21 protein-coding genes are annotated in these 26,235 nt (G+C 67.7%); 11 read left to right on the top strand and 10 right to left on the bottom strand.

Annotation, left to right across the window (positions count from 1 at the left end):
* Nucleotides 1–49 precede the first annotated feature (49 nt).
* Entirely contained in the window at nt 50–7,120 is a 7,071-nt protein-coding gene (locus tag F6X53_RS15230) for an apolipoprotein A-IV repeat region-like domain-containing protein (protein ID WP_151001046.1), read from the top strand.
* 40 nt (nt 7,121–7,160) lie between these two features.
* Here F6X53_RS15230 and F6X53_RS15225 read toward each other — a convergent pair whose 3' ends face one another.
* The gene (locus tag F6X53_RS15225; protein ID WP_151001045.1) at nt 7,161–7,601 is read right to left on the bottom strand and encodes a DUF1489 family protein; all 441 of its coding nucleotides are present in this window, start codon (nt 7,599–7,601) and stop codon (nt 7,161–7,163) included.
* 140 nt (nt 7,602–7,741) lie between these two features.
* Nucleotides 7,742–8,830 carry a hypothetical protein gene (locus F6X53_RS15220; protein ID WP_151001044.1) on the bottom strand — a complete coding sequence of 363 codons (1,089 nt, stop codon included), beginning with the start codon at nt 8,828–8,830 and terminating at the stop codon, nt 7,742–7,744.
* A 135-nt stretch (nt 8,831–8,965) separates the two neighbouring features.
* Between F6X53_RS15220 and F6X53_RS15215 the strand changes: the two genes are divergently transcribed.
* From F6X53_RS15215 to F6X53_RS15195, 5 genes are all read left to right on the top strand, one after another.
* On the top strand, nt 8,966–10,162 hold the full coding sequence (locus F6X53_RS15215; RefSeq protein ID WP_151001043.1) for an MFS transporter: 1,197 nt from the start codon (nt 8,966–8,968) through the stop codon (nt 10,160–10,162).
* Nucleotides 10,163–10,228: 66 nt separating this feature from the next.
* Nucleotides 10,229–11,356, top strand: a complete 1,128-nt coding sequence (locus F6X53_RS15210; protein WP_238296091.1) for an ABC transporter permease — start codon at nt 10,229–10,231, stop codon at nt 11,354–11,356.
* Nucleotides 11,357–11,361: 5 nt separating this feature from the next.
* The gene (locus tag F6X53_RS15205) at nt 11,362–12,174 is read left to right on the top strand and encodes an ABC transporter ATP-binding protein (protein WP_373875868.1); all 813 of its coding nucleotides are present in this window, start codon (nt 11,362–11,364) and stop codon (nt 12,172–12,174) included.
* A 95-nt stretch (nt 12,175–12,269) separates the two neighbouring features.
* Nucleotides 12,270–13,352: an MlaD family protein gene (locus F6X53_RS15200; protein ID WP_151001042.1), complete on the top strand. Its 1,083-nt coding sequence runs from the start codon at nt 12,270–12,272 to the stop codon at nt 13,350–13,352.
* A gap of 110 nt (nt 13,353–13,462) precedes the next feature.
* Complete coding sequence (locus F6X53_RS15195; protein ID WP_151001076.1) at nt 13,463–14,050, top strand: ABC-type transport auxiliary lipoprotein family protein; 588 nt, start codon at nt 13,463–13,465, stop codon at nt 14,048–14,050.
* Between the two features lie 5 nt (nt 14,051–14,055).
* On the opposite strand, the gene F6X53_RS15190 is transcribed toward F6X53_RS15195, so the two are convergent.
* From F6X53_RS15190 to thiE, 3 genes are all read right to left on the bottom strand, one after another.
* Nucleotides 14,056–14,685 carry a helix-turn-helix domain-containing protein gene (locus F6X53_RS15190; protein WP_151001041.1) on the bottom strand — a complete coding sequence of 210 codons (630 nt, stop codon included), beginning with the start codon at nt 14,683–14,685 and terminating at the stop codon, nt 14,056–14,058.
* A gap of 143 nt (nt 14,686–14,828) precedes the next feature.
* Nucleotides 14,829–15,638, bottom strand: a complete 810-nt coding sequence (thiD, locus tag F6X53_RS15185; RefSeq protein ID WP_151001040.1) for a bifunctional hydroxymethylpyrimidine kinase/phosphomethylpyrimidine kinase — start codon at nt 15,636–15,638, stop codon at nt 14,829–14,831.
* Nucleotides 15,635–16,345: a thiamine phosphate synthase gene (gene thiE / locus F6X53_RS15180; RefSeq protein ID WP_238296089.1), complete on the bottom strand. Its 711-nt coding sequence runs from the start codon at nt 16,343–16,345 to the stop codon at nt 15,635–15,637. The genes thiD and thiE overlap by 4 nt, the downstream gene beginning before the upstream one ends.
* 396 nt (nt 16,346–16,741) lie before the next feature.
* On the opposite strand from thiE, the gene F6X53_RS15175 reads away from it, so the two are divergent.
* Nucleotides 16,742–17,731: an NUDIX hydrolase gene (locus F6X53_RS15175; protein WP_151001038.1), complete on the top strand. Its 990-nt coding sequence runs from the start codon at nt 16,742–16,744 to the stop codon at nt 17,729–17,731.
* Nucleotides 17,732–17,747: 16 nt separating this feature from the next.
* On the opposite strand, the gene F6X53_RS15170 is transcribed toward F6X53_RS15175, so the two are convergent.
* From F6X53_RS15170 to F6X53_RS15160, 3 genes are all read right to left on the bottom strand, one after another.
* Nucleotides 17,748–19,883, bottom strand: coding sequence for a sensor histidine kinase (locus F6X53_RS15170; protein WP_238296092.1), 2,136 nt, complete (start codon nt 19,881–19,883; stop codon nt 17,748–17,750).
* A 148-nt stretch (nt 19,884–20,031) separates the two neighbouring features.
* Nucleotides 20,032–20,334, bottom strand: coding sequence for an Rdx family protein (locus F6X53_RS15165; RefSeq protein WP_151001075.1), 303 nt, complete (start codon nt 20,332–20,334; stop codon nt 20,032–20,034).
* A gap of 89 nt (nt 20,335–20,423) precedes the next feature.
* Entirely contained in the window at nt 20,424–21,200 is a 777-nt protein-coding gene (locus tag F6X53_RS15160; protein WP_210386383.1) for a 3'-5' exonuclease, read from the bottom strand.
* 166 nt (nt 21,201–21,366) lie between these two features.
* On the opposite strand from F6X53_RS15160, the gene F6X53_RS15155 reads away from it, so the two are divergent.
* From F6X53_RS15155 to F6X53_RS15145, 3 genes are read left to right on the top strand one after another with little or no spacing between them, the layout of a single operon-like run.
* Complete coding sequence (locus tag F6X53_RS15155) at nt 21,367–22,002, top strand: LemA family protein (RefSeq protein WP_151001036.1); 636 nt, start codon at nt 21,367–21,369, stop codon at nt 22,000–22,002.
* Nucleotides 22,003–22,011: 9 nt separating this feature from the next.
* The gene (locus tag F6X53_RS15150; RefSeq protein ID WP_151001035.1) at nt 22,012–22,800 is read left to right on the top strand and encodes a TPM domain-containing protein; all 789 of its coding nucleotides are present in this window, start codon (nt 22,012–22,014) and stop codon (nt 22,798–22,800) included.
* Nucleotides 22,790–23,422, top strand: a complete 633-nt coding sequence (locus F6X53_RS15145) for a TPM domain-containing protein (protein ID WP_151001034.1) — start codon at nt 22,790–22,792, stop codon at nt 23,420–23,422. The genes F6X53_RS15150 and F6X53_RS15145 overlap by 11 nt, the downstream gene beginning before the upstream one ends.
* Nucleotides 23,423–23,427: 5 nt before the next feature.
* Here F6X53_RS15145 and moaA read toward each other — a convergent pair whose 3' ends face one another.
* Nucleotides 23,428–24,465, bottom strand: coding sequence for a GTP 3',8-cyclase MoaA (gene moaA / locus F6X53_RS15140; protein WP_151001033.1), 1,038 nt, complete (start codon nt 24,463–24,465; stop codon nt 23,428–23,430).
* A 182-nt stretch (nt 24,466–24,647) separates the two neighbouring features.
* Between moaA and F6X53_RS15135 the strand changes: the two genes are divergently transcribed.
* Complete coding sequence (locus F6X53_RS15135) at nt 24,648–25,073, top strand: gamma-butyrobetaine hydroxylase family protein (RefSeq protein WP_151001032.1); 426 nt, start codon at nt 24,648–24,650, stop codon at nt 25,071–25,073.
* A 94-nt stretch (nt 25,074–25,167) separates the two neighbouring features.
* Here the strand turns inward: F6X53_RS15135 and F6X53_RS15130 are convergent, their stop codons facing one another.
* A complete protein-coding gene (locus tag F6X53_RS15130; protein WP_151001031.1) occupies nt 25,168–25,824 on the bottom strand; it encodes a L,D-transpeptidase in 657 nt (218 codons plus the stop codon).
* Nucleotides 25,825–26,235: the final 411 nt, after the last annotated feature.

Genomic DNA, 26,235 nt, shown 5'->3' with positions numbered 1-26,235 from the left:
ACCGCCGGGCGCGGCCGGCTGCGTGAGACTGCGCGTAACGAGGCGTTGCATGGCCACTGAGAAGAAGCTGAAGGATCCGGCGGAGGCGGCGCTGTCTGCGATCGAGCAGGCGCTGAATCTCGATATCCTGACGCCGAATGAGGCCGAGACCCGCCCAGAGCCGCGCCTGCCGGATGTCGGCGACAACGATCCCCTCGTTGAGCCGGCCGGGCGCCAGATGCCCCGCCTCGATCTGGACGAGCGGCTTGCCTCGGACGTGCCGCCGCCCGACCGCAATCGGCCGCACCGCGAGGGCGGCCTGCTTCCGCCGGATCGATCGCTCGTTGCCAATGACGACCGGCGCAACATCGGGATCCTGCAGCAGACGCTGCGCGTGCGCCCCTCCCGCAAACCCTACCTGTTCGCCGCGATCGCGGCGTTCGTCTGGCTGAACAGCCTCATCGCCCTGGCCTGGAGCCAGTCCGGCGGCGATCTCAGGGGCTTTCTGCTCGGCCTCACGGCAATCCAGGCAACCGTCGGCGCGGCCGCGATCGCCGGGCCGGTCATGCTGTTCCTGATCACCGCCATGTTGTCCGTTCGGGCGCAGGAGATGCGGCTCGTCGCGCGCGCGGTCGGAGAGGTGGCGATCCGCCTCGCCGAGCCGGAAAGCTTCTCGACCGATGCCGTGCTGACGATGTCGCAGACGGTCCGCCGCGAGGTCGCGGCCGTCGGCGACGGGGTGGAGCGTGCGCTCGCTCGTGCGGGCGAACTGGAAACCCTCGTGCGCGGCGAGATCGCCACCCTCGAACGCGCCTATTCGGATAACGAGATCCGGATCAGGTCCCTCGTCGATGAACTCGTGGCGCAGCGCGAGTCGATCGTCGCGAATGCGGAGCGCGTCCGTGGAGCGATCACCGGCTCTCACCAGAGCTTGAGCCAGGAACTGGAGGGAGCAGCAGAGCGCATCGTCACCGCGATGACGGGTGCGGGTGACCGCGTCACCTCCGCCCTCGATGCGCGCGGGGATGCGATCACGAGCGCGCTCGGTTCGCGGGGCGATGCCATAACGGCGGCCCTCGGCGAAGCCGGCGAGCGCGTGGTTGAGGTCATGTCGGGCCGCGGCGACGACCTGATTCAACGCCTCGTGACGACGAGCGAGGGCGTCCGCGGCAGCCTGACGGATGTCGGCAATGCCCTGACGCAATCCCTGGAGAGCCGCGCCGATGAGGTGACCCGCTCCTTCGAGCGCACCGGCGGCATCCTGACCACGACGCTCGCCGACAATGCCGGCCAGGTCGCGCGCACGCTCGCCGAGACCGGCGCCGGCGTGATCGATGCCCTGAATCGGCAGGGCACCGATGTGCGCGAGAGCTTCGAGCGTTCGGCGAGCCTCCTGGAGAGCGCATTCCTGTCGCGCGGCGGCGAGCTGACCGAGCGGTTCTCGAGCACCGGCGGCGAGATCACGGCGCGCTTTGCCGAGATCGGCGACAGCCTGCGGGCCCATATCGCCGCGACCGGCGCGGCCCTGACCGACGATATCACCACCCGCGGCACGAATCTCCGGTCCGAGATCGAGGCGGCCGGCACGGGCGTGGCCGATATGATCGAGGCCCGCGGGCGCGAGACCCAGGCCGGCCTCGCCCTGACGGCGAGCGGCATCATCGAGAGCTTCACGGCCCGCGCCGGCCATGTCCGCGACGAGCTCGTCGGCTCCGCCGAGCGGATCGCCGAGACCGTGGGTAGCCGCGGCGGCGAGCTGACCGACCGCATCGAGGCCGTCGCGGGGCGCCTCCACGAAACCATCACGGTTAAGGGCGGCGGGCTGGAGTCGAGCCTGAACGCGACGGGCGAGCGCGTCAGCAGTCTCTTCGCGCAGCGCGCTCAGGAGGCCGCCACCACCCTCGAGGGGGCCTTCGCCGAACTCGGCCGGGCCTTCGAAACGAACGCAACCGACGCCGTCTCGTCCCTGCGCGGCTCGGTCGAGACGCTCGGATCCGAGATCGGAACCCGGACGGTCGAGGTGGCTGAGATCTTCCGTCGCAGCGCCGAGGAAACCACGGTTGCGGTGGGTGCGAGCAGCGCCGAAGCGGCGCAGGCTCTACGACGCTCGGCGGCCAGCGCCACGGGTGAACTCGAAGCTCGCACCGTCGAAGCGGTGCAGATCTTCGAACGCCGTCTGTCGGCGACGGCGAGCGAGCTCGCCGACCGCACCGCCCAGGCTGCGGAGATGCTCCAGCGCGCCACGGAGAGCGCGACCGGCACCGCCGCTCAGAACACGGCCGATCTCGTTGCCCGGTTCACGGAGGTGACGAACGCACTCCGGGATGTCTCCGAGAACACGGCCGGCGCCCTGGAAAACCAGACCAAAGGTGTCCTGGCTCGTTTCCGCGAGACGGCCGACGGCGTGCATGGCGAGATGGGCGGCCGCATCGATGCGGCCGTGGATGCGCTGCGCCGCGCGATGCGAGAGCTACAGGAGGAGCTCGCCCAGCGGGCCGACGAGGCGAGCGGCGTTTTCGCGCGCGCAGCCCAGGGCTTCGGGACCGAGCTCGCGACGCGGATCGCCGATGTCGAATCCGCCTTCGGCACGCATAGCCGCAGCATGACGGAGCTGATCGCCAACCACGCGGACGAGGCGCATACGCGCCTTGCCGGCACCGGCCGCGACATCGTCCTGGCCGTTGCGAGCCAGGGTGCGCGCGTCGCCGACGCCCTGACGCAGACAGGCGCCTCCTTCGCCGAGACGGCGGAGAGCCGTGCCAAGGCCATGGATGATGTCCTCGGCAACCGCCTTGCCGCCCTTCAGGACACCATCGCCCGCGGCGATATCCTGGCGGACCGGATCTCCCGCGACACGACCGCGCTGAGCGAAGTCGTCACCGGTCGGCTCGAAGAGATGGACCGGGTCATCACGATCCAGGGCAAGGCGGTGGCGGAAAGCATCGCCGAACGGGCGCGCGAAGCCCGGGAGGTGGTCGAGACCCATCTGGGCGCCCTCGAGGACCGGACGTCGAAGCGCTCGACCGAGATCGGCGAGACCTTCGCGAACCTTGTCAGCCACATCGACGGGCATCTCGGTGCTCGCGCGACGGCGCTCAACGAGGCCCTGATCGTCCGGACCGGCGAGATGGCCCGCATCATGGCCGAGGGCGGTCGCGACCTCGTGCAGGCGCTCGATGCCCGGGCCGAGGGCATGGCGCAGGAGATCGCCGCTCGGTCCGAGCGCCTCGGCGATACCCTCGGGGCCCGCAGCTCCGAGATCGGGGAGCGTCTCGACCGCCAGACTCAGGACCTAGCACGGCGGCTCGAAGCGGGTGCCGAGCGCTTCGATGCGGGGGTCATCGCGCGTCTCGACGGCATCAGCGCGGCCCTGGAAGAGCGCAGCCGCCTGATCGATGAGACCTTCGGAGCACAGGCTTTCGAGGCCATTCGCCTGATCGAGACGCGCACCCAAGCGGTGGACGAGGAATTAGCCGCGCGCACCCGCGAGCTCGTCAGCCTGATCGAGACCCGCACGACCGATGTGGATGCGACCCTGGCCGAGCGCGCCCGCGCCCTCGTCAGCACGATCGAGGAACAGACGCAGAATGCCAATGCGGCATTGATCGGACAGACCGAGGCGATCCGGAACGCCTTCGCCGAGCGGGCGGATCAGCTCGGCCATCTCATCGATCAGCGGACCACCGCGATGGCGACCGAACTCGACGAGAAGGGGCGCATGGTGTTCGGCGCGATCGGCGGGCGCGTCACCGAGCTGGCCCGCCTCTTCGACACGGGCGGCCACTCGCTGGGCGAGCTCATCGAGCGCCGCGGCGATGGCGTCCTGGCCAAGCTTCGCGAGACGATCGCGGAAGCCGACCGGATGCTCGGCGACGGCGAAGGGCGCCTGGGACGGACCCTCGACACGCGTACCTCCGACATCAGCACGCTCCTCGACGAGGGCGTGCGCACGGTCCACGGATTGCTGGACGATCGCACCAACCAGATCCGCGTGCTTCTCGACTCCCACGCCACGACCCTCAGCGCGAACCTGGATGGGCGCATGGGCCCCCTCCACGACGCGCTGAGCGACCGCGGGCGCGAGCTTGTCGAGACGATCGAGCGGACCCTCGGCGACGCCGCCGGGACGCTCGATCACCGGACACGGCAGATCGGGAGCCTGTTCGATGAGCGCCTGGAAGCGCTCGACAACCTTGTCGAAGGGCGCGGCACGCATCTCGCCGCAACGATGGATGCGCGCACGCAGGGCCTGCGATCGCTCTTCGACGAGGTGATCAGCGTCCTCGACGACCTCGTCGACAGCCGTACCGCCGCCTTGACGGGACATGTCGAATCCCGCGCTCAGGCGATCGGGACGGTGTTCGACCGGCGCATCGCCGAGCTCGAGACCCTGGTGGAGGGCCGCAGAACGCAGCTCGCCGCGACGATGGATCATACCACGCAGGGCCTGCGGTCGCTCTTCGATGAGGTGATCGGGGTGTTCGATCGGCTGGTCGAGAGCCGCGCCGCAGCGCTCACGGGGCAGGCGGAGGCCCGGACGCGCGCCCTCAGCGCCGCGTTCGACGACAATCTGCGTGCATTCGACGACGTGGTTCAGGGCCGCGGTAGCCACATCGCGGAGACGATGGATAGCCGCATGCGGGAGCTGCGCAGCCTCCTCGACGAGGTTGTCGGCGCCTTCGACAGCTTGGTCGAGGGTCGCGGTGCCGCGCTCACGGATCGGGTGGAGGCACGAACCGAGACTCTGGCCTCCGTCTTCGACGAGCGCCTTCGCGCCCTCGACGGATTGGTGGAGAACCGCACCGCGGCCTTCGCACGCCTCGTGGAGGAGCAGGGCTCGGTGCTGACGCAGAGCGTCGATGCGCGGAGCGACGCGTTCACGGCCCGCATCGACAGCCGGATGAAGACCTTCGCGACCCTCGTGGCCGCCCGCGGCGACGCGCTTGCGACGGCCTTCGACGACCGCCACGATGCCTTCGCGGGCCTGGTCGACGAGCGCATGGCCAGCCTCGTCACGATGCTGGACGCGCGCGCGACGAACCATGCGGCCCTCGCCGACGCCCATACGGCGGCTCTGGCGGCCGCCCTCGACGAGCGCAATGCGGCCGTCGAGGCGATCATCGACGAACGCAACCAGCAGATGACCACAGGCTTCGAGCGGCGGGCCAACGCCCTTGGGACACTCGTTGATTCCCGTGGCGATGCCCTCGCCCGCCGCTTGGCGGAGAGCGCCGAGCGGATCATCCGCGCGATCGAGGAGCGCGGCGGCGCGCTGGTGGAGAGTGTGGATGGACGCGGGCAGGCCGTCGCCGAGACGATGGGCACCCATATCGAGCGCCTGCGCGCGGTGATCGACGGTCCGGTTCTGCAACTCGCGGATGCCCTTGCCGAAGGCGGCCAAGCCATCGAACGGGCGTTGTCGGAGACGGGTGCGCCGTTGGTCGAGGCGCTTCGCCAACGAACCGAGGAACTTGCCGAACAATCGAGCGACTCGGCGCGGCTGCTCCGCACGGTCATCGACGACGGCGCCACGCGCAGCATCGCCGGCCTCTCGGAGACCAACGAACGGCTGCGTCGCGATCTGCACGGCGTCCTGGTTCGGATCGAGACAGCGAACGAGGCGCTCAAGGATCTCGTTTCCAGCGCCGGCGACAACCTCGGAGCCATCGAGAACGGGCTCGCGGGCCGCGTACACCAGATCGAGACGGCCCTCTCCGCGATCGCGGCGGAAACGAGCCGCGCGACCGAGGGTGTCTCGGCTCAGGTGGCGACCCTGCAGGATGTCGCCCAGGGTGCGCTTCGCGAGGCCGCGGAACTCGCGGCGGCGCTGGATGGCCATGGCCGGACGCTCGCCGATCAGGCGGGTGCCCATGTGCGGGCCCTGACCGGAGCAGCCACATCCCTGCAGAACGTCGAAGGTCGACTGTCGGAGACGTTGTCCGGCCGCGAAGAAACGGTTTCGGCGGCTCTGGCGGGCATCGAGGCACGCTCCTCCGCGCTGGAGGCTCAAACCGCGCGCTTCGGGCAGATGATCGAGGACACGCTTCGGAGCGCCGAGGAACGTGCACGCAGCGTCGGTGCACGCCTGTCGGAGAGTGCCCAGCAGGCCAGCGCCAAGGTTGCGGGCGAGTTCGAGCGGCTGCGCAGCGGAGCCGGCTCCGAGAGCGAGCGGACCACCGAACAAGTCCGCGCCACCATTGAGGCGGCGTCACAGCAGATGCGGGCCGTGTTCGAGGAAGCGCAGGATCAGTTCGGCAAGTCCGTCTCGGGCATGCGCGAGATGGCCAGTACCATCCGCAGCGAGCTCGATGCGACGCGCGTCGACCTTCAGCGCGGCGTGCTGGAGCTTCCGCGCGAGACGCAGGATGCCACTAGCGAGATGCGCCGCGTGGTCGCAGATCAGATCAAGGCGCTGAACGAACTCTCGGCGCTGGTTTCGCACTCGACCCGGACCGTCGATGTCGCGCAGCCTCAGGCGGTCGAACAGCGCCGTATTGCCGAGGGGGGGCGCGTCGCCGCACCCTCCCCGGCCCGACCGACCGCGGGTCCGGCTGCGCCAGCACCCAAGGTGACACCGCCGACGGTCGCGGCAGGCACGGTGAGCCGTGCCGCGCAGGCCACCGGACGGAGCGAGCCGACCTCCCCGCGCGCCGCCGCGCCGCCGCGCGCAACCCAGGGCGGCGACAAGCGCGGTTGGCTCTCCGATCTCCTGACCCGCGCCTCCCTGGACGACGATGACGTCTCACCCGAGCGCGATGTTCAGGCTGAGGCGACGAAGGGCGGCACCATCAGCAGCGGCACGACGCTCGATACGATCTCGACGGACATCGCCCGGATGATCGAGCATCGCACGGCCGTCGACCTGTGGGAGCGGTACCGCCGCGGCGAACCGGACCTGTTCACGTCGCGCATCTACACGGCGCAGGGCCGGCAAACCTTCGAGGAGATTCAGCGCCGCTACAGGAGCGAGGGCGATTTCCGCCGGACGGTGGACCGGTACGTGAACGAGTTCGAGCGGTTGCTCGGAGACGTGTCCAAAAACGACACCGACTCGAAGCGGGCCGACGCCTATCTCACCTCGGAGACTGGCAAGGTCTACACCATGCTCGCTCACGCGAGCGGGCGCTTCGAAGGCGCCTGAATGCGAGGCGCCGCGCGCATAACGGCGCGGCGCCTCGCATTCACAGAAGGCCGAGGCTGACGAGTTCCCGCCGGAGGGTTTCCGGCATCTCCGCCAAGTCTCCGGCGGTCGCCTGATCGAGGTCCCTCGGCGCGTCCTTCGCGTCGAGGTAGCGCCAGCCCTGGAATGGTCGATAGGAGCGCGGAGCAACCGGCACGATGGTTCGATCGAGGACGAGGCGGCAGCGTCCGATGCCATCGGTGCCGGTGTGGGGCTCGATGGCGGTGATCGCTTGGCGGCAGGATAATGTGCCCTTGATGACCCAGTAGATCGAACCGCGTCCAGCGATCTCCGCATGACGCTTCGGGAGCATGCGCGTGGTGTGGAAGGGCGCCGGATCCCGGCCGGCATGCAGGGCTTCGTTGCGCTGCCGGGACTGCCGGTTCTCGAGATCCTCGATGCAGGTCGGGCCGACGCTCAGCTTGATCAGATGAAGGACCATGGGTTCTCTCGGGCGGCCTGACGCCGTGCCACGAGAGACGGGGCATTGCCCCGCCTATCCGGCGGACAGGCTCGGCGGCGCTCTATAGCATTCCTCCGCGCGGCCCGGCGCGACCAATCGTCAAGTCCGGTGTCGCGCGATCAGGAGAAGAGCGCGAGCTTTTCCTCGATGCTGAGAGCATCGATGTCGGCGAAGTCGAGGACGTCCGCCTCGGCGACCACCGGTGCGGATACCGCTCCGACCGCCTGTGGGTTGGGCTCCTGCCCGTCATCCAGCCCTGCGATGATCGGCGAGATTTCCTCGCCGTCGCGCGGCAGCTCCGTCGCGTCGGTCTCCATCTCGGCCTGGACAACGAGAGGCTCCAACGCGTCAACCAGGGGCTCGGCCGCAGGAATTTCCTCGGATTCGGCGTCCGTCCCGGCGGATGCGAAGACCGGTTCGGATACATCCGACTGCATGAAGGTCAGATCCTCGTGGAGCGGCACGACGTGCGCCATTGGGGTCCGCACCATCGGTAGATCCGTGGCCGCATCCATGTCGATGAAACGATCGACGTCGCTCTGGCAGAGATCGTCCAGTTCCGACTCGGTGCTCGGACGGCTGCGGGCGGATTCCTCTCCGGGAGCGGGCGGAATCTCATCCGTGTCGCTGCCCCAGATCGCGATCATGGCGACGAGACGTTCCTCGAGGTAGCGCAGGGTGTGGACGATGCGGCTCGTGCGCTGAGCGGTCAGATCCTGGAAGGAGCAGGCGGTGTAGATCTGGGTGGCGCGACGATCGAGCTCGTCGCAGATGTTGGCATCCGCGCCGTGCTCCCGCAATGTCCAGGCCGCCTCCTGAACCTCCTCGGCGGCGCCGAGAATATCGGAGGTCGCACGTTCCGTTGCCCGCACGATGGCATCGAGTGCCTCGGACGCGACGCTGAGGCGGGTTTGATCCTGCTCGGGAGCGCTGATCGCCGCGATCTCGGCTTTCGTGCGCGCGATGGCGCTCGCCATCTCCATCAGGTCGCCGCGCAGCCGACCGACGCCTTCGGCCGGGCCACGCTCGCTCGTCACGACATTCTCGAGACGGTGGATCGCCCCAAGCAGCATGTCGGTGTCGGCGCTGCGGTTGCGACGCGCATATTCCGTGAGAAACCAGCGCCCGCGGGCGCTCTCGCTCATGGCGGACTCGATCAGAGCATATTCTGAAGGTTCGACCGCGGTCAGCGAGTGGGAACCGGACATCCAGCACGTCCTTGGCTATGCAGGCGTCACGTGCCTGCTGCGCATCCAAGATGGCGCAATTTGACAGGTCGGGTTTAACGCCCGCTTACGTTGCCGCATGGGCGGCCTGCTCCAATCCCCGTGGTCCCTGTGTCCGTGCCTCCATCTTCGTCCGCCAATGCCGGTGCGTTCCGGCTGTCCCTTCTGTACGCGGTCATCTTCGTCGAGATCGGCATCGCGATGCCGTTCATGCCGGTCTGGCTGAACGCGCTCGGGCTCGATCCGGGTTTGATCGGCTTGCTCCTCGCGCTGCCGATCGCGACGCGCATCATCGCGACGGCCCCGCTGCTCAGCCTGATCGACCGCGGTGTCGGCGCACGCACGCTCCTGCTGATCGGAAGCCTCGCTCTGGCAGCGACCTACGCGGCGATGCCGGCGAGTGCGGCGATCGGCTGGCCCTTGCTGGCCGGGGTGATCATTCTGAACTCCGTCGCGGGATCGCCCCTCGTGCCTAGCATCGATTACCTGACGCTCGCGGCCGTCCGGAGCGACGCGCGCCTCGACTATGCGCGGATCCGGATGTCCGGCTCGGTCGCGTTCCTGGCGGCGAACCTTGCGGGCGGAGCCCTGCTCGGCGCGATGGGCGAAGCTGTTGCCGTACCGCTCCTGCTCACCGGGCTCGCGTTGATCGCCAGCCTCGTCGCTCATGGAAGTCGCGGCGTCGCTACGCTCCCATCCGAGCGGAAGCCGTCCGGTCCGATCCACATTCCGCGCGAGCTCTGGTTTGCGATCGGGGCAGCAGCGGCGATTCAATCGAGCCATGCCGCTATCTACGCCTTCGGCAGCATCTACTGGACGATGCATGGCTTCTCGACCGGCTGGATCGGGATCCTCTGGGCGATCGGCGTCGGAGCGGAGATTGGTCTTTTCGCGATGATCGGGACGCTTCCGCCGCGGTGGCGGACGCCCTATCGGCTCCTCAGCTTCGGGGCCGTCGCGGCATTGGTGCGCGCGATTGGCATGAGCCTCGTCGGGGATCAGCTTGGACCGGTGATCGCCCTGCAGGCGCTGCACGGGCTGACCTTTGGGGCGACGCAGCTCGGCGCGATGGCGGCGGTCTCGGTCTTCGCCCCGGATGGTGCGCGGGGTCGGGCGCAGGGGTCGCTCAGCGCCATCAATGCGCTCGCAGCCGCGAGCGCGACGTTGATATCGGGCGCCGCCTATCGCGCCGGAGGCCCCCTCGCCTTTGCGCTGATGGCGCCCCTCGCGCTCATTGGCCTGTGCCTCGTCGGCGCCGCGTCGCGGGTCGCCGGAACGCGGGCATTTGCCGCCCGCTCGTCGGAGACGGTATAGTAACCTTGCTCAAACCATATCGGCTGTGAACAGGAGGCGCGGTTGGTGCGGACCGAGGACGTCACGTTGCCGACGGAGTCCGCATCCGTTGCCATCGACGATGGCAGCGGCCGGATCGCGCTCGGCGGGCGCTGGACCGCCGATCAGGCGGCGGCCGTTGAGGTCGCGGCTGCACGGATCACGGACCATGCCCGCACGCACCCGGTGCTGATCGACCTGACCCGCGTGCTTCGCCTCGACACGCTGGGCGCCTGGGTTCTCGAGCGGACGCGAGCCGAGATCGAGGCAGGTGGCGGGCGCCTGGCTTATGCGGGCGCGGCGCCGGAGCACAGGATCCTGCTCGGGGAGGTGGCGCTCAAGAATCCTGAGACGCCGCCGGTGCGACGGCGTGGGCGCGTTTTCGGTCTTCTGGAGGATCTGGGCCGACGCGTCGTCGGCGGCAAGACGGATTTCGTCACCGGCCTTGCCTTCTTCGGTGAGGTCGTCGCGGCTTGCATCCGCGTCGCCGGACGGCCGAGCACGTTCCGGGGCACGGCGCTGGTGAACCAGATCGAGCAGGTCGCTCTGCGCGGCGTGCCGATCATCGTCCTGATCTCGTTCCTGGTGGGCGGGATCGTGGCTCAGCAGGGCATTTTCCAGCTTCAGCGGTTCGGGGCTCAGACCTTCGTGGTCAACTTGATCGGACTTCTGATCCTGCGCGAGCTCGGCGTGCTCCTGACCTCGATCATGGTTGCCGGCCGCTCGGGCTCCGCCTTCACAGCGGAGATCGGGTCGATGCGCATGCGCGAGGAGGTCGATGCGCTGCGGGTCATGGGGCTCGATCCGATCGAGATCCTGATCGTTCCCCGCATTCTCGCCCTCGTCATCGGGCTGCCGATCCTTGCCTTCATCGCGTCGCTCGCGGCGCTGGCCGGCGGCGGCCTCACGGCGATGCTCTATGGAGGCATGACGATCGAGGGCTTCCTGTCGCGTCTTCAGGCCGCGATCTCGCTGCACCACGTCGCCGTGGGACTGATCAAGGCGCCCTTCATGGCGCTGATCATCGGTATCATCGCGACGATCGAGGGATTCGAAGTGGAGGGGTCGGCAGAATCGCTGGGGCGCCACGTCACCGCCTCAGTCGTCAAGTCTATCTTCATGGTCATCGTGCTTGATGGACTCTTCGCAGTGTTCTTCGCAGCCATCGATTTTTAAACCACGTGTCAGACCCCGCACCCCGCTTGGACGGCCAACGCGGCGACGCGATCATCCGCGTTCGCGATCTCGTCGTGGGTTTTCGCGACCGAACGGTGCTGAAGGGACTGAACCTCGATATCCGCCGCGGTGAGATCCTCGGTTTCGTCGGCCCCTCCGGTCAGGGCAAATCGGTGCTGACCCGCACGATCCTGGGGCTCGTTCCGAAGCGCTCGGGCACGATCACGGTGTTCGGCGAGGACGTGGACAGCCTCAGCCTCGCTCGCCGTCGTCAGATCGAACAGCGGTGGGGCGTGCTGTTTCAGCAAGGCGCCCTGTTCTCCGCACTGACCGTGAAGCAGAACATTCAGATGCCCATGCGCGAGCACCTGAACTTGTCCGAGCGCCTGCTCGACGAGTTCGCGCGCCTCAAGATCGAGATGGTGGGGTTGAAGCCGGACGCCGCCGACAAGCTGCCGTCCGAGCTCTCGGGCGGCATGATCAAGCGCGCGGCGCTCGCGCGCTCACTGGCGCTCGATCCGGAGATCCTGTTCCTCGACGAGCCGACTTCGGGACTCGATCCGATCGGTGCCGGTGAGTTCGACGAGCTGGTCTCGACGCTCAAGCAAACACTCGGGCTGACCGTTTTCATGGTCACGCACGACCTCGATAGCCTCTACACCGCCTGCGACCGCATCGCGGCGCTCGGGGATGGCCAAATCATCGCCGAGGGTCCGATCGAGACCATGTTGGCCTCGACGCATCCGTGGGTCCGCTCCTATTTCCATGGCAAGCGCGGCCGCGCGGTCAATGCGGGGCCTCGCCATGCCCACGCATGAGCACATGACCGTCAGGCGAAAGACGGGCGATGATGTGCCTCTTCGTGCGCTGACGCACCGCCTCGCTTCGGCCGATTCGGGACAGCGATGATCTGATGGAAACGCGTGCGAATTATGCGCTGATCGGCGCCTTCACGCTGGCCGTGATCGTTGCCAGCTTCGTCTTCGTGTTCTGGCTGCAGGGCGGATCCTCCCGTCAGGTCTCGCAGGCCGTGCGCATCGTCTTTTCCGGGAGCGTCGGCGGCCTAGCCAAGGGCTCGAGCGTGACCTTCAACGGCATCAAGGTCGGTGAGGTGTCCGATGTGCGTCTGCTTCCGCAGGATCCGCGCCGCGTGATCGCGGTCGTGAACGTTGCGCCTTCGACGCCGCTGCGGGCCGATACCCGCGCTCGTCTCGATTCGGCCCTGCTCACCGGCGTTTCCGTCATCGCGCTCAGCGGCGGCAATGCCGATGCGCCGCCTCTGGCGCCGAGTTCCGGCGATCAGATGCCGACAATCTTCGCGGATTCCTCCGATATCCAAGACATGCTGGCTGCCGCCAAACAGATCGCGCAGCGGGCCGACGACGTCCTGCAACGCCTCGACAAGGTCGTCGCCGGCAATGAGGGGGCAATCAACCGGACCCTGGCGAACGTCGAATCCTTCTCGAAGACGCTTGCGGATGCCGGGCCGGCTGTGAGCTCTCTCGTTCAGGCGATCGATGGACAGAAGCTGAACCGGGTGGTCGACAACGCTGACCGCTTCTCCGCAGCCCTATCCGCCTCGAGTCCCGATATCGAGGCCGGCCTTCACGATGCGCGGACCCTCGCGGCGAAGCTGAATGCCTCGGCGGACCGCATCGACAATGTCCTGAAGGGAGCGGAAGGTTTCCTCGGCTCCGCTTCCGGCCAAGCCGGATCCAGCACCTTCGCGGAAGTGCGTGATGCGGCCATATCCGTGCGCGATGCCGGCAAGGCCTTCCGGACCTTGTCGGAGAACCTCGATAAGCGCACGGCCAACATCGCCACGAGCTTCAATCGCCTCAGTGGCACGGGTCGCCGCGAGGTCGAGGCGCTGTCCACGGATGGCCAGCGGACGCTCAACACGCTCAACCGCACCGTTAAGAGCCTTGAGCGGGATCCGTCGCAAGTGATTTTCGGGGGCAAGCCGTCGTTGCCGGAATACAACGGTGGGCGCTGATCGGTGAATGCGCCCTGCGGGTGTGTTCGTGCGCACGGCACCTTTCCAGCTTTGCCGTAGTTTCCGTGTCGCCGTCCGCTTATGCGGCTGGAGACGATCAGGTTCCCCTTATGTCATCTCGCCTGCCTGCTTCGGCGCTCGCCGCCCTCCTTCTCGCGACCGCTTTGGGCGGCTGCGGTGGTGGCAGCGCGCCGCTCACCTTTGACCTCGCAGCTCTCCCGGCATCCGGCCGACCGGTGGCGGCGGCACGCTCGATCGTGGTGGCGGAACCGGTGGGGATCCAGCCGCTCGAGGCCGATCGCATCATCGTGCGCGAGCCGGGCGGCGGCCTCTCCTTCCTCGGTGGCGGACAATGGGCTGATCGTCTTCCCCGCCTTATCCAGACCCGGATCATCCAGAGCCTCGAAAATGCGGGCCGTCTCCGGTCCGTCAGCCGCCCTGGCGACAAGATCGTTTCGGATTATCAGCTGATCAGTGAGATCCGGGCTTTCGATATCGCGGCGGGCTCGGGCGAGGCCGTCGTCGACCTCTCGGCCAAGCTGATTGCCGAAGGCACCGGTCGGGTCGTCGCGGCGCGCGTGTTCCAGGCCCGCGTGCCGGTTCAGAAAATCAATGCGTCCAATGCCGCCGCGAGTCTGGATGCGGCCCTGGCGCAGGTCCTCGCCGAGGTGGTGCGCTGGGCAAATTCGGGGCGCTGAGGCCCCTATTCCATCACGGCCGCCTTCATGATCACGACCATGATCGCCCGGGCGGGACCTTCACTGACACAGCGCACATTATGCGGACGGTCGCAGCGGTAGCGCAGGGTTTCCCCGGCGCGCGCCCGCTGCACGACGCCCGCAACATCGACCTCGAAGATGCCTTCGCTGACCGACAGGGATTCGACCGAGCCGCGCTGATGGGGATCGGAATCGAGAACCCCGCCGGGATCGGCGGACACCTCATACCATTGCAGCCACTCGACGGTCTTGATCCAGCCGATGATCGCGAGCCGAACCTTGCCGTCCTCGGAGACCAGGATCGGTGTGTCGGCGCGCGAGGATTTCTCGATGAAGGGCTCCTCGTCACCCGTGGCGAGAACGCGCTCGATCGAGACGTCGAGGGCTTGGCTCAACCGCCAGATCGTTGCCAGGGTCGGATTCGTCTCGTTGCGTTCGATCTGACTGATGATCGACTTGGCCACGCCCGATTGCTCGGCGAGTTCCGAGAGGGAGAGATTGTAGGCCTTCCGCAGGCGCTGGATGGTCTTGCCGAGCTGTCCCGACAGGACCTGCGCACCCGTCAACAGATCACGAGTCCGACCGCGCTCGACCCGTTCCGCCTGATCCTGCATTGCCTCATCGCCTGATGCATCGTTCCATTATCCGAACGATCGTACGCTACTTCAAACGCAATCGGGCAACGGATGCAAGACGGCGGAGGGCGCACGGAGTGCGTTGTTCGCAGCGCTTCGGCGTAAACCGAATGCCCGGATCGTCACGGCCAGACGGCGTGGAAATGATGCACCGGGCCGTGCCCTCGACCTACCTGAAGCGTGTCCGCTGCCGCGATGGCCGCGATGACATAGGCCTTCGCGCGATCGACGGCCTCGCCAAGCGAAAGGCCACAGGCGAGGCCCGCGGCCACCGCTGAGGACAAGGTGCAGCCGGTGCCATGGGTATTTCGGGTGGTGATGCGCCGCGATGGGAAGCGGTACGAGCGTCCATCACCTAAAATCAGATGGTCGACGCTCTCGTGTCCATCGCCATGGCCCCCTTTGATCAGGACAGACTTGGCACCGAGGGCGACCAAGCGGCGCCCTTGCGCTAGGATGGTGGCCTCGTCCGTCGCGACGGGCTCTCCCACGAGGGTCGCGGCTTCCGGCAGATTTGGCGTGATCAGGTCGGCCAGGGGCATCAACGCGCGGCGCAGGACGTCGATGGCTTCGTCCGAGATGAGCCGATCGCCGCTCGTGGCGATCATGACAGGGTCGAGTATGATCGGGATACCGGCGGCATGTTGGGCAAGGCCGGTCGCCACAGTCGCAATGACGGCGGCCTGCGACAGCATACCGATCTTCACTGCGGTGACCGCGAGATCGGAGAACACGCTCTCGATCTGCGCTCCGACGAAGGCGGGTGGAACGTCGTGGATGCCCTGCACGCCGACCGTGTTCTGAGCGGTCAGAGCGGTCACCACGCTGGCTCCGTAGACACCGAGTGCCGAAAAGGTCTTCAGATCGGCCTGGATTCCGGCCCCGCCACCGGAATCGGAGCCCGCGATCGTCACGGCGATCGGCGTTCTCATGCGGTGGCTCCCCGGCTGCGCAGGCCGGTATCGACCCGGTCGCGCAGGTCGCGCGCGCGCCCTTCGACGGCTTCGGCACCGAACAGGGCCGAGATGACCGCAATACCGTCCGCGCCGGCCGCGATCACCGAGGCGGCATTGCTCGAATCGATTCCCGCGATCGCTCCGATCGGCAGGCTTCCCCCACGGGCAAGGCGGGCCCGGAAGGCGATCCGGGTGAAGCCATCCAGACCAACGGGGGGATCCGGGTTGTCCTTGCTCTTGGTCGCGAACACACCCCCGATACAGGCATAATCGACCGGCAGCCGGTACAGCTCGTCCGCATGGGTTCCGGTCTTCAGCGTGAGCCCGACGATGGCCTCTCGACCGAGAAGGTGGCGCGCGTCGGTCGGGTGAAGGTCCGATTGACCAAGGTGCACGCCCTCAGCGCCGGCGGCGAGCGCCAAGTCGACGCGATCATTCACCAGAAGCGGAACACGCCCGGCGACCGCGGCATGGATCGCCCGGATGCGCGCCAGGGCTGCGCGCGCATCGTCGATGGTCTTCTCGCGATACTGGAGGAGCGTGCAGCCGCCTGCCACGGCTTCGGCAGCCATCGCGGCCAGTCGGCGGCCGTCGCATCCGCAGACCCCGACATCCAGGATTCCGTAGAGCCGCAGATCGACTGAGCGGCCCAGTTCCGCAGGGGATACGAGATCGCCGCTCACCGAGAACCTCCCGTGGAACGTGTCTGATTTGCGCGCATTGCGAGATCTCTCGGCGCGGCACGCTCGGCCGCCTCTCCGCGTGGGTTTGGCGCCGATGCCCATCCCTGGCAAGGGCCGCGCTGCGGGCACCGGCAGAGACCGTCGATCCTGCGGCTCATGGGCGCCCGGAAGCCTTCGCCCACTCCGCCGTACATGCCCGCGCTCGATGGTCCGCACACGGTCGCTGAACACCCTGTGTTCCGAGGGGCGATCATCCCCGCCCGGATGACGTGTCTGCGTTGACGGCGAGGTCCAATCTGCGGCTAAAGCAAATGAGGTCCCGTAGCCTATGTGGTTCTTCGGGAAGGCTCAGCGTTTCGGTGGAGCCTGAGCGGTCAGGGGAGGTATCCTGCGCAGATGACCGAGGCGGAAGCGCGTCCCACCGGAGCCGGCCGGACGGTCTTGAATCCCTCCGCCGTCGGCCTCGTCGCCGTCATCGTCGCGGCGACCGACGGTGAACCGAGAGCGCTCACCGTCCGGGTGCCGGGGCAGGCCGCCGGGCGGCAGGATGGACTCCCGGCAGGCCCGCTCGTGCCGGAGCATACGACCCTGGAGCGCGGTCTGCGGGCGTGGGTCGAGCGGCAGACCGATCAGCGCCTCGGCTATGTGGAGCAACTCTACACCTTCGGTGACCGCGATCGCGAAGGCATTGCACAGGGTCTGCATTCCCTCTCGGTGGCCTATCTGGCGCTGGCGCGTGAGGCGCGCACAGGGGGCCTTTCCGAGGCCGCCTGGCAGAACTGGTACCAGTACCTGCCCTATGAGGATTTTCGCCAGGGGCGCCCGGCCGCCCTCGACGCAATCGAACCCAAGCTCCTCGCCTGGGCCGCCGCGCCGACCGATGCCAAGCTCCGCCGCCTACGGGCGGACCGGCTCGGTCTGACTTTCGGGCTCGGCGGCGGCGCCTGGAACGAGGAGCGGGTGCTTGAGCGCTACGAATTGCTGTTCGAGGCCGGGCTGATTCCGGAAGCCAAGGGGAACGCCGGAGCCGCGATGCCCGGCGACCCCACCGGCATACCGATGGCCTTCGATCACCGGCGCGTTCTTGCGACCGCAATCGGTCGCCTGCGCGGGAAGATCAAGTATCGTCCTGTCGTCTTCGAGCTGATGCCGCCGACCTTCACGCTTTTCCAGTTGCAGCGCACGGTCGAGGCTCTGGCCGGGTCGGAGCTGCATAAGCAGAATTTTCGGCGTCTCGTTGCCCAGCAAGGCTTGGTCGAGGAGACGGATTGGGTCACCAGCGGTACCACGGGACGTCCGGCGCGGCTGGTGCGCTTCCGTCGCGAGGTGCTGCTCGAACGACCGGCCCCGGGCCTGCGCCTCACGCCGTCGCGACGCCAGTCCTGATCACGATGCTACCGTCCTAGCCGGGCAGTGCTGCCGGTTGGCGTGGGGTGGTGCCGTTGCTGTGCCGCTCAAGGAGCCCGGGCGGGGGCACGGGCGCCTCGATGGTGCAAACCACGCCCGTCGGCGCGAAGAGCAGATGGACTTCGCCGGCGAGCTCGCGGGCAAGGCTGCGCTCGATGAGCCGGGAACCGAAGCCAGTTCGGGTCGGCGGGGTCACCGGAGGGCCACCGGTCTCGGTCCAGCGCAGGAACAGGCGGATTTCCTTCTCCCGCTGGACGGACCAGGTGATGTTGACCGTCCCGCCTTCCTGCGAGAGCGAACCGTACTTCACCGCATTCGTCCCGAGTTCGTGCAATGCCATCGCGATGGACAGAGCCAGCCGCGGCGGCAGGCGCAGGGCTGGTCCGGCCACCGTGAAGCGCGAGCGCTGTCCCTCGGCGGAATCGAGGGGACGGATCGCGTCGGCCACCACGGTTCCGAGTTCCGCGCCCTCCCAACTCTCGCGGGTCAACACGTCGTGCACCCGCGCGAGTGCCAGGAGACGCGCCTCGAACGCCGCCCGCGCCGCGCTGGCATCCTCGCCTTCGAGCCTGCGCAGGGACTGGCCCGCGATCGATTGCACGGTCGCGAGCGTGTTCTTCACCCGGTGATTCAACTCGTGAATCAACAGGATGAGGTGCTCCTCGGCCTGCTTGGCATCCGTGATGTCGACGTTGCAGCCGGTATAGCCCAGGAAGGTCCCGGCATCGTTCAGGCGCGGTACGCCCTCGCAGCGAAGCCACCGCACGGCGCCCTCGCAATCCAGCACGCGAACTTCGGTGCGAAATGGCGCGCGCGCCGCGAAGGCCTCGTTGAAGGCCGTCGAGAAACTGTCGAGATCCGGGGGATAGATGATGCGGCGCCATCCCTCGTTCGCGAGTTCGGCAGCCGGCATCTCGAACATGTGCTCGAAATGCATGTTGGCGAAGCTCACGCTCGCCGTCTCGTCCGTCATCCAGATCAGTGCAGGGGCCGAATCGGCCATGTGGCGGAAGCGAGCCTCGCTTTCCCGGAGAGCCGAGAGGCCGTGGCGCGTTTCGGCGAGGGCGCGATCGCGTTCCTCCTCGCGCGTGCGCAGGCGCAGGGATGCGTCGGCGAGGACGTCGGCGAGGCGTCGGATCTCGTGCACGGGCGAGGTGATGCGCGGGATCGCTTCGCCCCGCGCCAGAGCCGGGCCGGAGGCTGCGAGTTGGCGCAGGGGACGGGACACGCGCGCCCAGAGATTGACCGCGAGTGCGGAGGAGGTCGCCAGGACGAGGAGGCCGAATCCGCCGAAGGCCCAGATCCAGCGGCGCAGACGTGCATCGACGAGGGTTTGAGGGATGCTCGCTCCCACTGTCCACCCGGTCAGGCGAGAGCGCGCCTCGACGACGATGACGGGGCGGTGGAGGCGGTCCTTCCCCTCCCACACCCCCGGCGTGTCGGTCTGGTTCTGCCGAAGCGTGACGAGGCGCGGACGTCCGACGACGGAGGCTGGATCCGGCAGGCGCCCGAGAACCGTCCCGTCGCGGTCGGAGATGCCGGTGGTCCAGCCTTCGACGACCTCGCGTGCCAGGATCGATTGGAGGCGGCTGACCGGGGCGTTGAAACTGAGGATATAAGTGACTTCGCCCTCGACCTGAACCGGCACGGCGACCGCGTAGGTGGCCTGCTCCGGAGTCGAGCCCGCGATCAGACCCGAGACCATGGCGCGCTGGGTGCCGGCGGCGATCTCGCGATCGAACGGAAGCGTGGAGACCGGGAGCGGTGCCCCATGCTTGACACCGGTGTTCACGACCTGCTGCCCATCGGGTCGGCGCAGGGTGATATCGAGATCGATCGCGTCGCGAACGAGCCGTGCCTGGGCGTCGAACGCATCGAACTCGCCCTCCTTCAGCCGCGGAGAGGTCGCGAGCGTTTGCAGCACGGAGACGAGACCCGCGGTATCGCGGTCGATCGAGAGGGCAATCCCGCGCACGTTCTCGCGGGCATCCTGCTCGAAGCGCGCGCGCTCCGCGGCGGCGTAGCGCATCAGCAGGATTGCCGTGAACAGCAATCCGGGACCGATCAGCGCCACCACGAGGGCGACGAGGTAGACCTGCGTCGAGAACCCGCGCTGCGCCAGCCGATCCAGGCGACGTCGAAGGCCTGAGCTCCGATGCGGCTCGGCTCGACTGGAGGTGGTCGCCGGGTCCAGTTCCCGATTCACGGTTGAGACCAGCATTGGCCGCGGGGGCGCATGAATCGGGCCGCAACCTGGCGGTTCGTCGGGCAGGGTCGGATCATGGCCTGTCGATATGGCCGAGATCGCGCGTCGGGTCGAGGCGATCCCGCACGCGCTGCTTCAGGGTCTTGATGTCCGGGAAGCCGCCGTCGCGCTTCCGCTCCCAAATCGTCGCGTCCTCGATCTCGATCGCGAAGTGACCTCCGGTGCCCGGGATCAGCGCGACCTCGCGAAGGTCGTCACCAAAGGTCGAGAGGAGTTCCTGCGCCATCCAGGCCGCTCGCAGAAGCCAATTGCACTGCGTGCAGTACGTTATGGCAACCCGCGGTCTCGCAGCCGCGGTTTCCGGCGTTCCATCCATCCCCGCACAGCGCACCCGCATCCGGGTGTTGTCAACCGCTCGACGGAACACGGCGGCGCCGGGACGCACTCACGGGCAGGACCCGGTCGTCAAAAGAGCATCGCCTGCGGGTCGGCGGTGCGCCCGGCACGAAGCGCCTGCTCATGGCGAGCCGTGAAGCGGATATCCGCGTCGAACCCCCGCCGCTGAAGAATCGAGGCGACAAATTCATCACTCATCGCGCTCCAACGCCGCCCTCGGTTTTCACCGAAGGTTACGCGGGGCAGGAGCGCGGGCTCGCGTGTCCAACCGATCAACGTTTCGACCCGGGTCACGCAGAGCATCTCGCGCAGCAGGTGAGCGGTGACGTAGGCGTCAGGCCCCGCCCGGTGGGCCGGCAAGCCGGCCTCCTGGTCGAGCCCTTGAGGCCGGCGGGAGTACCGGAGGAACTGGTTGGCGTGCGACGGCTCGTCGGGCCACAATCGAAGGGCGCATTTAAAGGTGCAGATCCACGCCACGGTCCCGGTGAACGCCTTGCGGCACCAGCGTTGCTCGAAGGCAACCCGATGTGCCGCGAGGGCCACGACGCGCCGGTTGGCCGGCTTGAGGATTGCCGGAGCGACATCGAGCCAGGTCTGCGCACCTTCCACATCGCGATCGAGGATATGGTGGATTGCCTGCGTGCGAGCCGGGATCAGCCGCTCGGGATTGACGAAGCGCGCACCGCGCTCCGAGCCGACACGCCATTGGCCATCGGCCCAGTCGAGATCCTGCCAACCGATCTCCACCACCCTGTCACCGCCCGCTCGATCCCCGGTTGTTTCGAGATCAATGATGCGGATGATCGGTGCGGCCTCGCTCTCCATTCTGACAATATGGCGCCGCACGGGCCTTCGGGGAGTGGGATGGCTTTCCGATCCGCCATACGTCACTTCTGTGTCGGGGACGGATGGAACGGCCAAGCTCTACTGCGCGTCTCATCGTCAGTGCCCAGTCCATTCCCACGCTCGCCGCGAGTGGCAGCCTGGGAAACGGGGTACCAGGAGGAAGTTCATGCCGTCCGGCACCTGCCTTAGCGACCTGTCCCGTACGCCGATCCTCGCGCGTATCCTCGGTGCCCTCGCGGCCATCGTCTTCGCATCCTGTCTGTCGGGCTGCGGCGCCATCAACCGCGTTCCGACTTTGGAGGAACAGGCGAAATCGGCCTGGAGCGAGGTGCAGAACCAGTATCAGCGTCGTGCCGACCTGATCCCGAATCTGGTGGAGACCGTGAAGGGCTACGCGCAGCAGGAGAAGGATGTCCTGACGAGCGTGGTCGAGGCGCGTGCTAAGGCAAGCAGCGTCAAGGTCGATGCCGGCACGGTCAGCGACCCGCAGAAATTCAAGGAGTTCCAGGACGCTCAGAACCAGCTTTCCGGCGCGCTGGGGCGTCTCCTCGTGACCGTCGAGCGCTATCCGGACCTCAAGTCGAATCAGAACTTCCTCGCACTTCAATCGCAGCTCGAGGGGACCGAGAACCGCATCGCGGTATCCCGGCGGGACTACATACAGGCGGTCCAAGCCTACAACACTGAGGTGCGCACCATCCCGGGCCGTTGGATCGCGGCGTGGTTCTACCCCGAGGCGAAGCCCATGGAGACCTTCACGGCGACGCCGAATGCGGAGCGTCCGCCGAACGTGAAATTCTAGGGATCGGCCATGCGTCCAGTCCCGGCTCGGCGCGCCGGTCCGTCTGCGATCATCGCGCTCCTGCTGATCTGGTGTGCGGGCCTGCCTTTGACGGCGCGTGCCGCCGAGCTGACATTTCCACAACTCTCGGGGCGGGTGGTCGATGCGGCCGGCATTCTGAAACCCGAGGATCGGGCTGGGCTCGAGTCCAAGCTCAAGGCTTTCGAGGACAAGACATCCGACCAGGTGGTGGTCGCGTCCGTGCCGAGTCTGCAGGGCACGACGGTCGAGGATTTCGGCAACCGCCTCTTCCGGGCTTGGCAGATCGGTCAGGCGAAGACGAATAACGGCGCTCTCCTGATCGTCGCGCCGAAGGAGCGCAAGGTCCGCATCGAGGTCGGATATGGCCTCGAAGGCGCCCTGACGGACGCGCTCTCCAAGGTCATCATCACGACGGCGATCGCACCACGCTTCAAGGCTGGCGACTTCGCTGGAGGAATCGATGCCGGCGTCGATGCCATGCTCTCGATCCTGGCGGGCGATGCCGATGATTGGCACCGGCGTGCGAAAGTTCGCGGCGACGACACGGACCCGGTGCAGGCGCTGATCTTCCTCGTCATCCTGATCGTCATTATCGTCGTGTTCTGGCGCATGAGCCGCGGTCAGCGCGGGCGCGGAGGGCGCGGCGGCTTCATCATCGTGCCGGGCCCGCCATCGGGCGGTTGGAGCGGCGGCGTCTCCGGCGGCTTCGGTGATGGTGGAGGGTTTTCGGGAGGCGGCGGCTCGTCGGGCGGCGGAGGTGCCTCGGGTGACTGGTAGACGCGCGATCATCCTGAGCCCGGAGGCGCGGGTCCGGATCGCCGAGGCGGTCCGGCTGGCCGAGACGCAGACATCCGGCGAGATCGTCGTGATGGTCAGTGCGCGTGCTGGCGCTTACCGATCCGTCGCGCTCCTCGTCGCGCTTCTCGGCGGGCTGATCCTGCCCTGGATCCTGATCTGGTTGACCGATCTCAGCGCGGCAGCGATCGCGCTCGGACAGGCGGGGCTCGTGCTCCTCCTTCTCGCAGCCGGGCTGAGCGAGCCGCTGCGGCTCATGCTCGTCCCAGAGGGCATGCGCCGCGCACGCGCCCGCGAAGCGGCGCGTCTCGCGTTCGGGTCGCGGGGATTGAGCCGGACGCGGGGCCGCACCGGTGTCCTGATCTATCTGGCCATGGCCGAGCGTCATGCCGAGATCGTTGCGGATGCGGGAATCCTGACACGCATCGGACCGGAGCGCTGGAATGCCGCCCTCTGCGGCCTGATCGGCGCTCTGCGGCGCGGCGAGATCGAGGCTGGTCTCGTCGGAGCCGTGGAACAGGTCGGTGCGATCCTGTCAGCGGAGTTCCCGCCGGGTCCGGACGATCCGAACGAACTGCCGGACCGGGTCATCGTCGCCGAGTAGTTCCCTCAGCCGCCCGTCACGCTCATGTGGCGGGGCACCGCGGCGGGGCGTGCGCGCTCGATCACGAAATCATGGCCCTTCGGCTTCCGGGTGATCGCCTCGAGGATCGCATCGGTGACGAGGCCATTGTCGGGTGACGCCCGGAGCGCAGCACGCAGGTCCGCAGCATCCTCCTGGCCGAGGCACATGTAGAGTTTGCCCGTGCAGGTCAGTCTGACCCGGTTGCAGCTCTCGCAGAAATTGTGAGTCAGCGGTGTGATGAAGCCGAGCCGACCGCCCGTCTCGGCCACGCGCACGTAGCGGGCCGGGCCGCCGGTCCGATCGGGCAGCGGCGTCAGGGTGTAACGGCTCTCGAGCCGGGCCCGCGCGACGGAGAGCGGCAGGAATTGTTCGGTGCGGTCGCCCTCCACCTCGCCGAGCGGCATCACCTCGATCAGCGTCAAATCCATCCCGTCGCTATGGGCCCAGGCCATCATGTCGGCGATCTCGTCCTCGTTGACGCCCTTGAGCGCCACCGCGTTGATTTTCACCTTGAGGCCGGCCCGGCGCGCGGTCTCGATGCCGTCGAGCACCACCTTGAGATCGCCGCGGCGCGTCACGGCGCGGAACTTGTCCGGGTCGAGGGTATCGAGGGACACGTTGACCCGCTTCACACCGAGGTCGGCGAGTTCCGCGGCGAAGCGGCCGAGTTGCGTGCCGTTGGTGGTGAGGGTCAACTCGTCGAGGGCGCCCGAGCCGAGATGCCGCGACAGGCGGCGGAACAGGTGCATGATGTCGCGGCGGACGAGAGGCTCGCCGCCGGTAATGCGCAGCTTTCGCACGCCCCGCTCGATGAACACGCCGCAGACGCGGTCCAGTTCCTCAAGGGTCAGCAGGTCGCGCTTGGGCAGGAAGTTCATCTCCTCCGCCATGCAATAGACGCAGCGCAGATCGCAGCGATCCGTGACGGAGATGCGCAGATAGGTGATCGCCCTCTGATAAGGATCGATCAGCGGCACGACGCTCGGAGCCGCGGCGGACTCATCGGTACGGGGACCCCACATGCGGGACTCTGAACTCTGTTGCGGCCGGGAATCTAGGACGCTGGCGCGTGACGAACCTAGCGTACCTTCGATATGAGGTCTTCAGGCCTCGCGAGCAAGCGCGCCGGCCGATTGGCTGGGTGACACGGTCCCGGTGAGTTCCCTGGGTTCGCCGTCCGGAATTCAATGTCGTGGGGTGTGCAATGAGTGACGAACGCTGGCCAACGGAGATCCGGCTGTCGGCCGACAAGCGCGATCTCCACGTGGCTTTCGACGATGGAAGCCGGTTTGCGCTGCCGGCCGAATACCTGCGGGTCTCGAGTCCCTCGGCCGAGGTGCAGGGGCATTCGCCCGCCGAGCGCAAGGTGATCGGCGGCAAGCGCGAGGTCATGATCCTGGCGGTCGAGCCAATCGGAAATTACGCTGTGAAGTTGCGTTTCGACGATATGCACGACACGGGCATCTACGGCTGGGGCTACCTGCACGATCTCGGCCGCGAGCACGATGCCCGCTGGGCCACGTACCTGTTCGAGCTGGACGCGCGCGGGCTGACGCGGGACACCGCCCGAGTGCCCGCCAAGGCGGCTGCGACCGGAGACTCCTGCGGCAGCGGATGCGGCTGCCACTGAGCCGTCGAACTCTCTCGCAAGGGCTTGATCCCGAACGGAAAAAGGGCCGGCGTTTCCGCCGGCCCCGTCTCGTCAGGTCAAGCCGGAGCCGGCCTCAGCGCTGGACGATCACCTTGGTGCCGACCTTGGCGCGGGTGTAGAGGTCGCTGACATCCTCGTTGGTCATGCGGATGCAGCCCGAGGACACGGCGGTGCCGATGGTCTCCGGCTCGTTCGAGCCGTGGATGCGGTAGATCGAGCCGCCGAGATACATGGCGCGGGCGCCGAGGGGGTTCTCGAGGCCGCCCTTCATGTAGCGCGGCAGGTCGGGACGACGGCGCAGCATCTGGGCCGGGGGGCGCCAATCGGGCCACTCGCGCTTCATCGTGATGGTCTGGACGCCGCCCCAGGTGAAGCCCGGACGGCCGACGCCGACGCCGTAGCGCAGGGCCTGGCCACCGCCGAGCACGTAGTACAGGCGGCGCTCGACCGTGGAGACCACGATCGTGCCGGCACCGTAGGGACCGTTATAGGCGACCTGCTCGCGGGCGATGGCCGACATCTGCGGCACGGCGGAGGCGGAGAGCGGGTCGGCGGTGTTGAGCGAGGCATTGGCCGTCGGGATCGCGACGGCCTGCGGGCGCACGCGCACCGAGAGGGCGTTGTCGAGGGGCTGCCGGGTCAGCGGGTCGATCTCGTAGGCGAGCGCGGGCGACGCCCACGCGGCAGCCGCGCAGGCGAACCCGATGAGGGCGGGGGCGAAACGACGCATCAAAGCCTCTCGTGGGCAGGCGAAGGTTTGTGGAAACTCAAGCGAACACTGGCGCACGATGCCGTGCCGCGCGTCGCCAAGGGGTAAACGCTGGCGTCGCAAAGCCAAGCTCTAAACCCCGTACGGCCACGCTTCCGCCCCATCCGTGACACGGTGGCAACACTGTGGCCGCTTTGCCGTAATGTTGGGATGAAGGCCGCCGCGTCCGGCGTGGCGGCATAGAACACTTCATGAACGAAGCCGCGGATTCCGGCCCGTCGAGGCAGTCTGATTTGTTCCGCAAAACATCCGCGCCGATCCGTCAAGGGATCGGCGGCGGCGCCAGGTGCTCGCGGGGCCTCGGCGGGGTAGGGTCCACCCAGCCCATCGCCTGAGACCGTGGGTCACCTTCCCAAGCGCGTCCTCCTGCGA

Source organism: Methylobacterium soli (genome assembly GCF_008806385.1).
GTDB classification, from domain to species: Bacteria; Pseudomonadota; Alphaproteobacteria; order Rhizobiales; family Beijerinckiaceae; genus Methylobacterium; species Methylobacterium soli.
The sequence above is the reverse complement of the archived record's forward strand: the minus strand, read 5'-3'. Positions and strand labels throughout refer to the sequence as shown.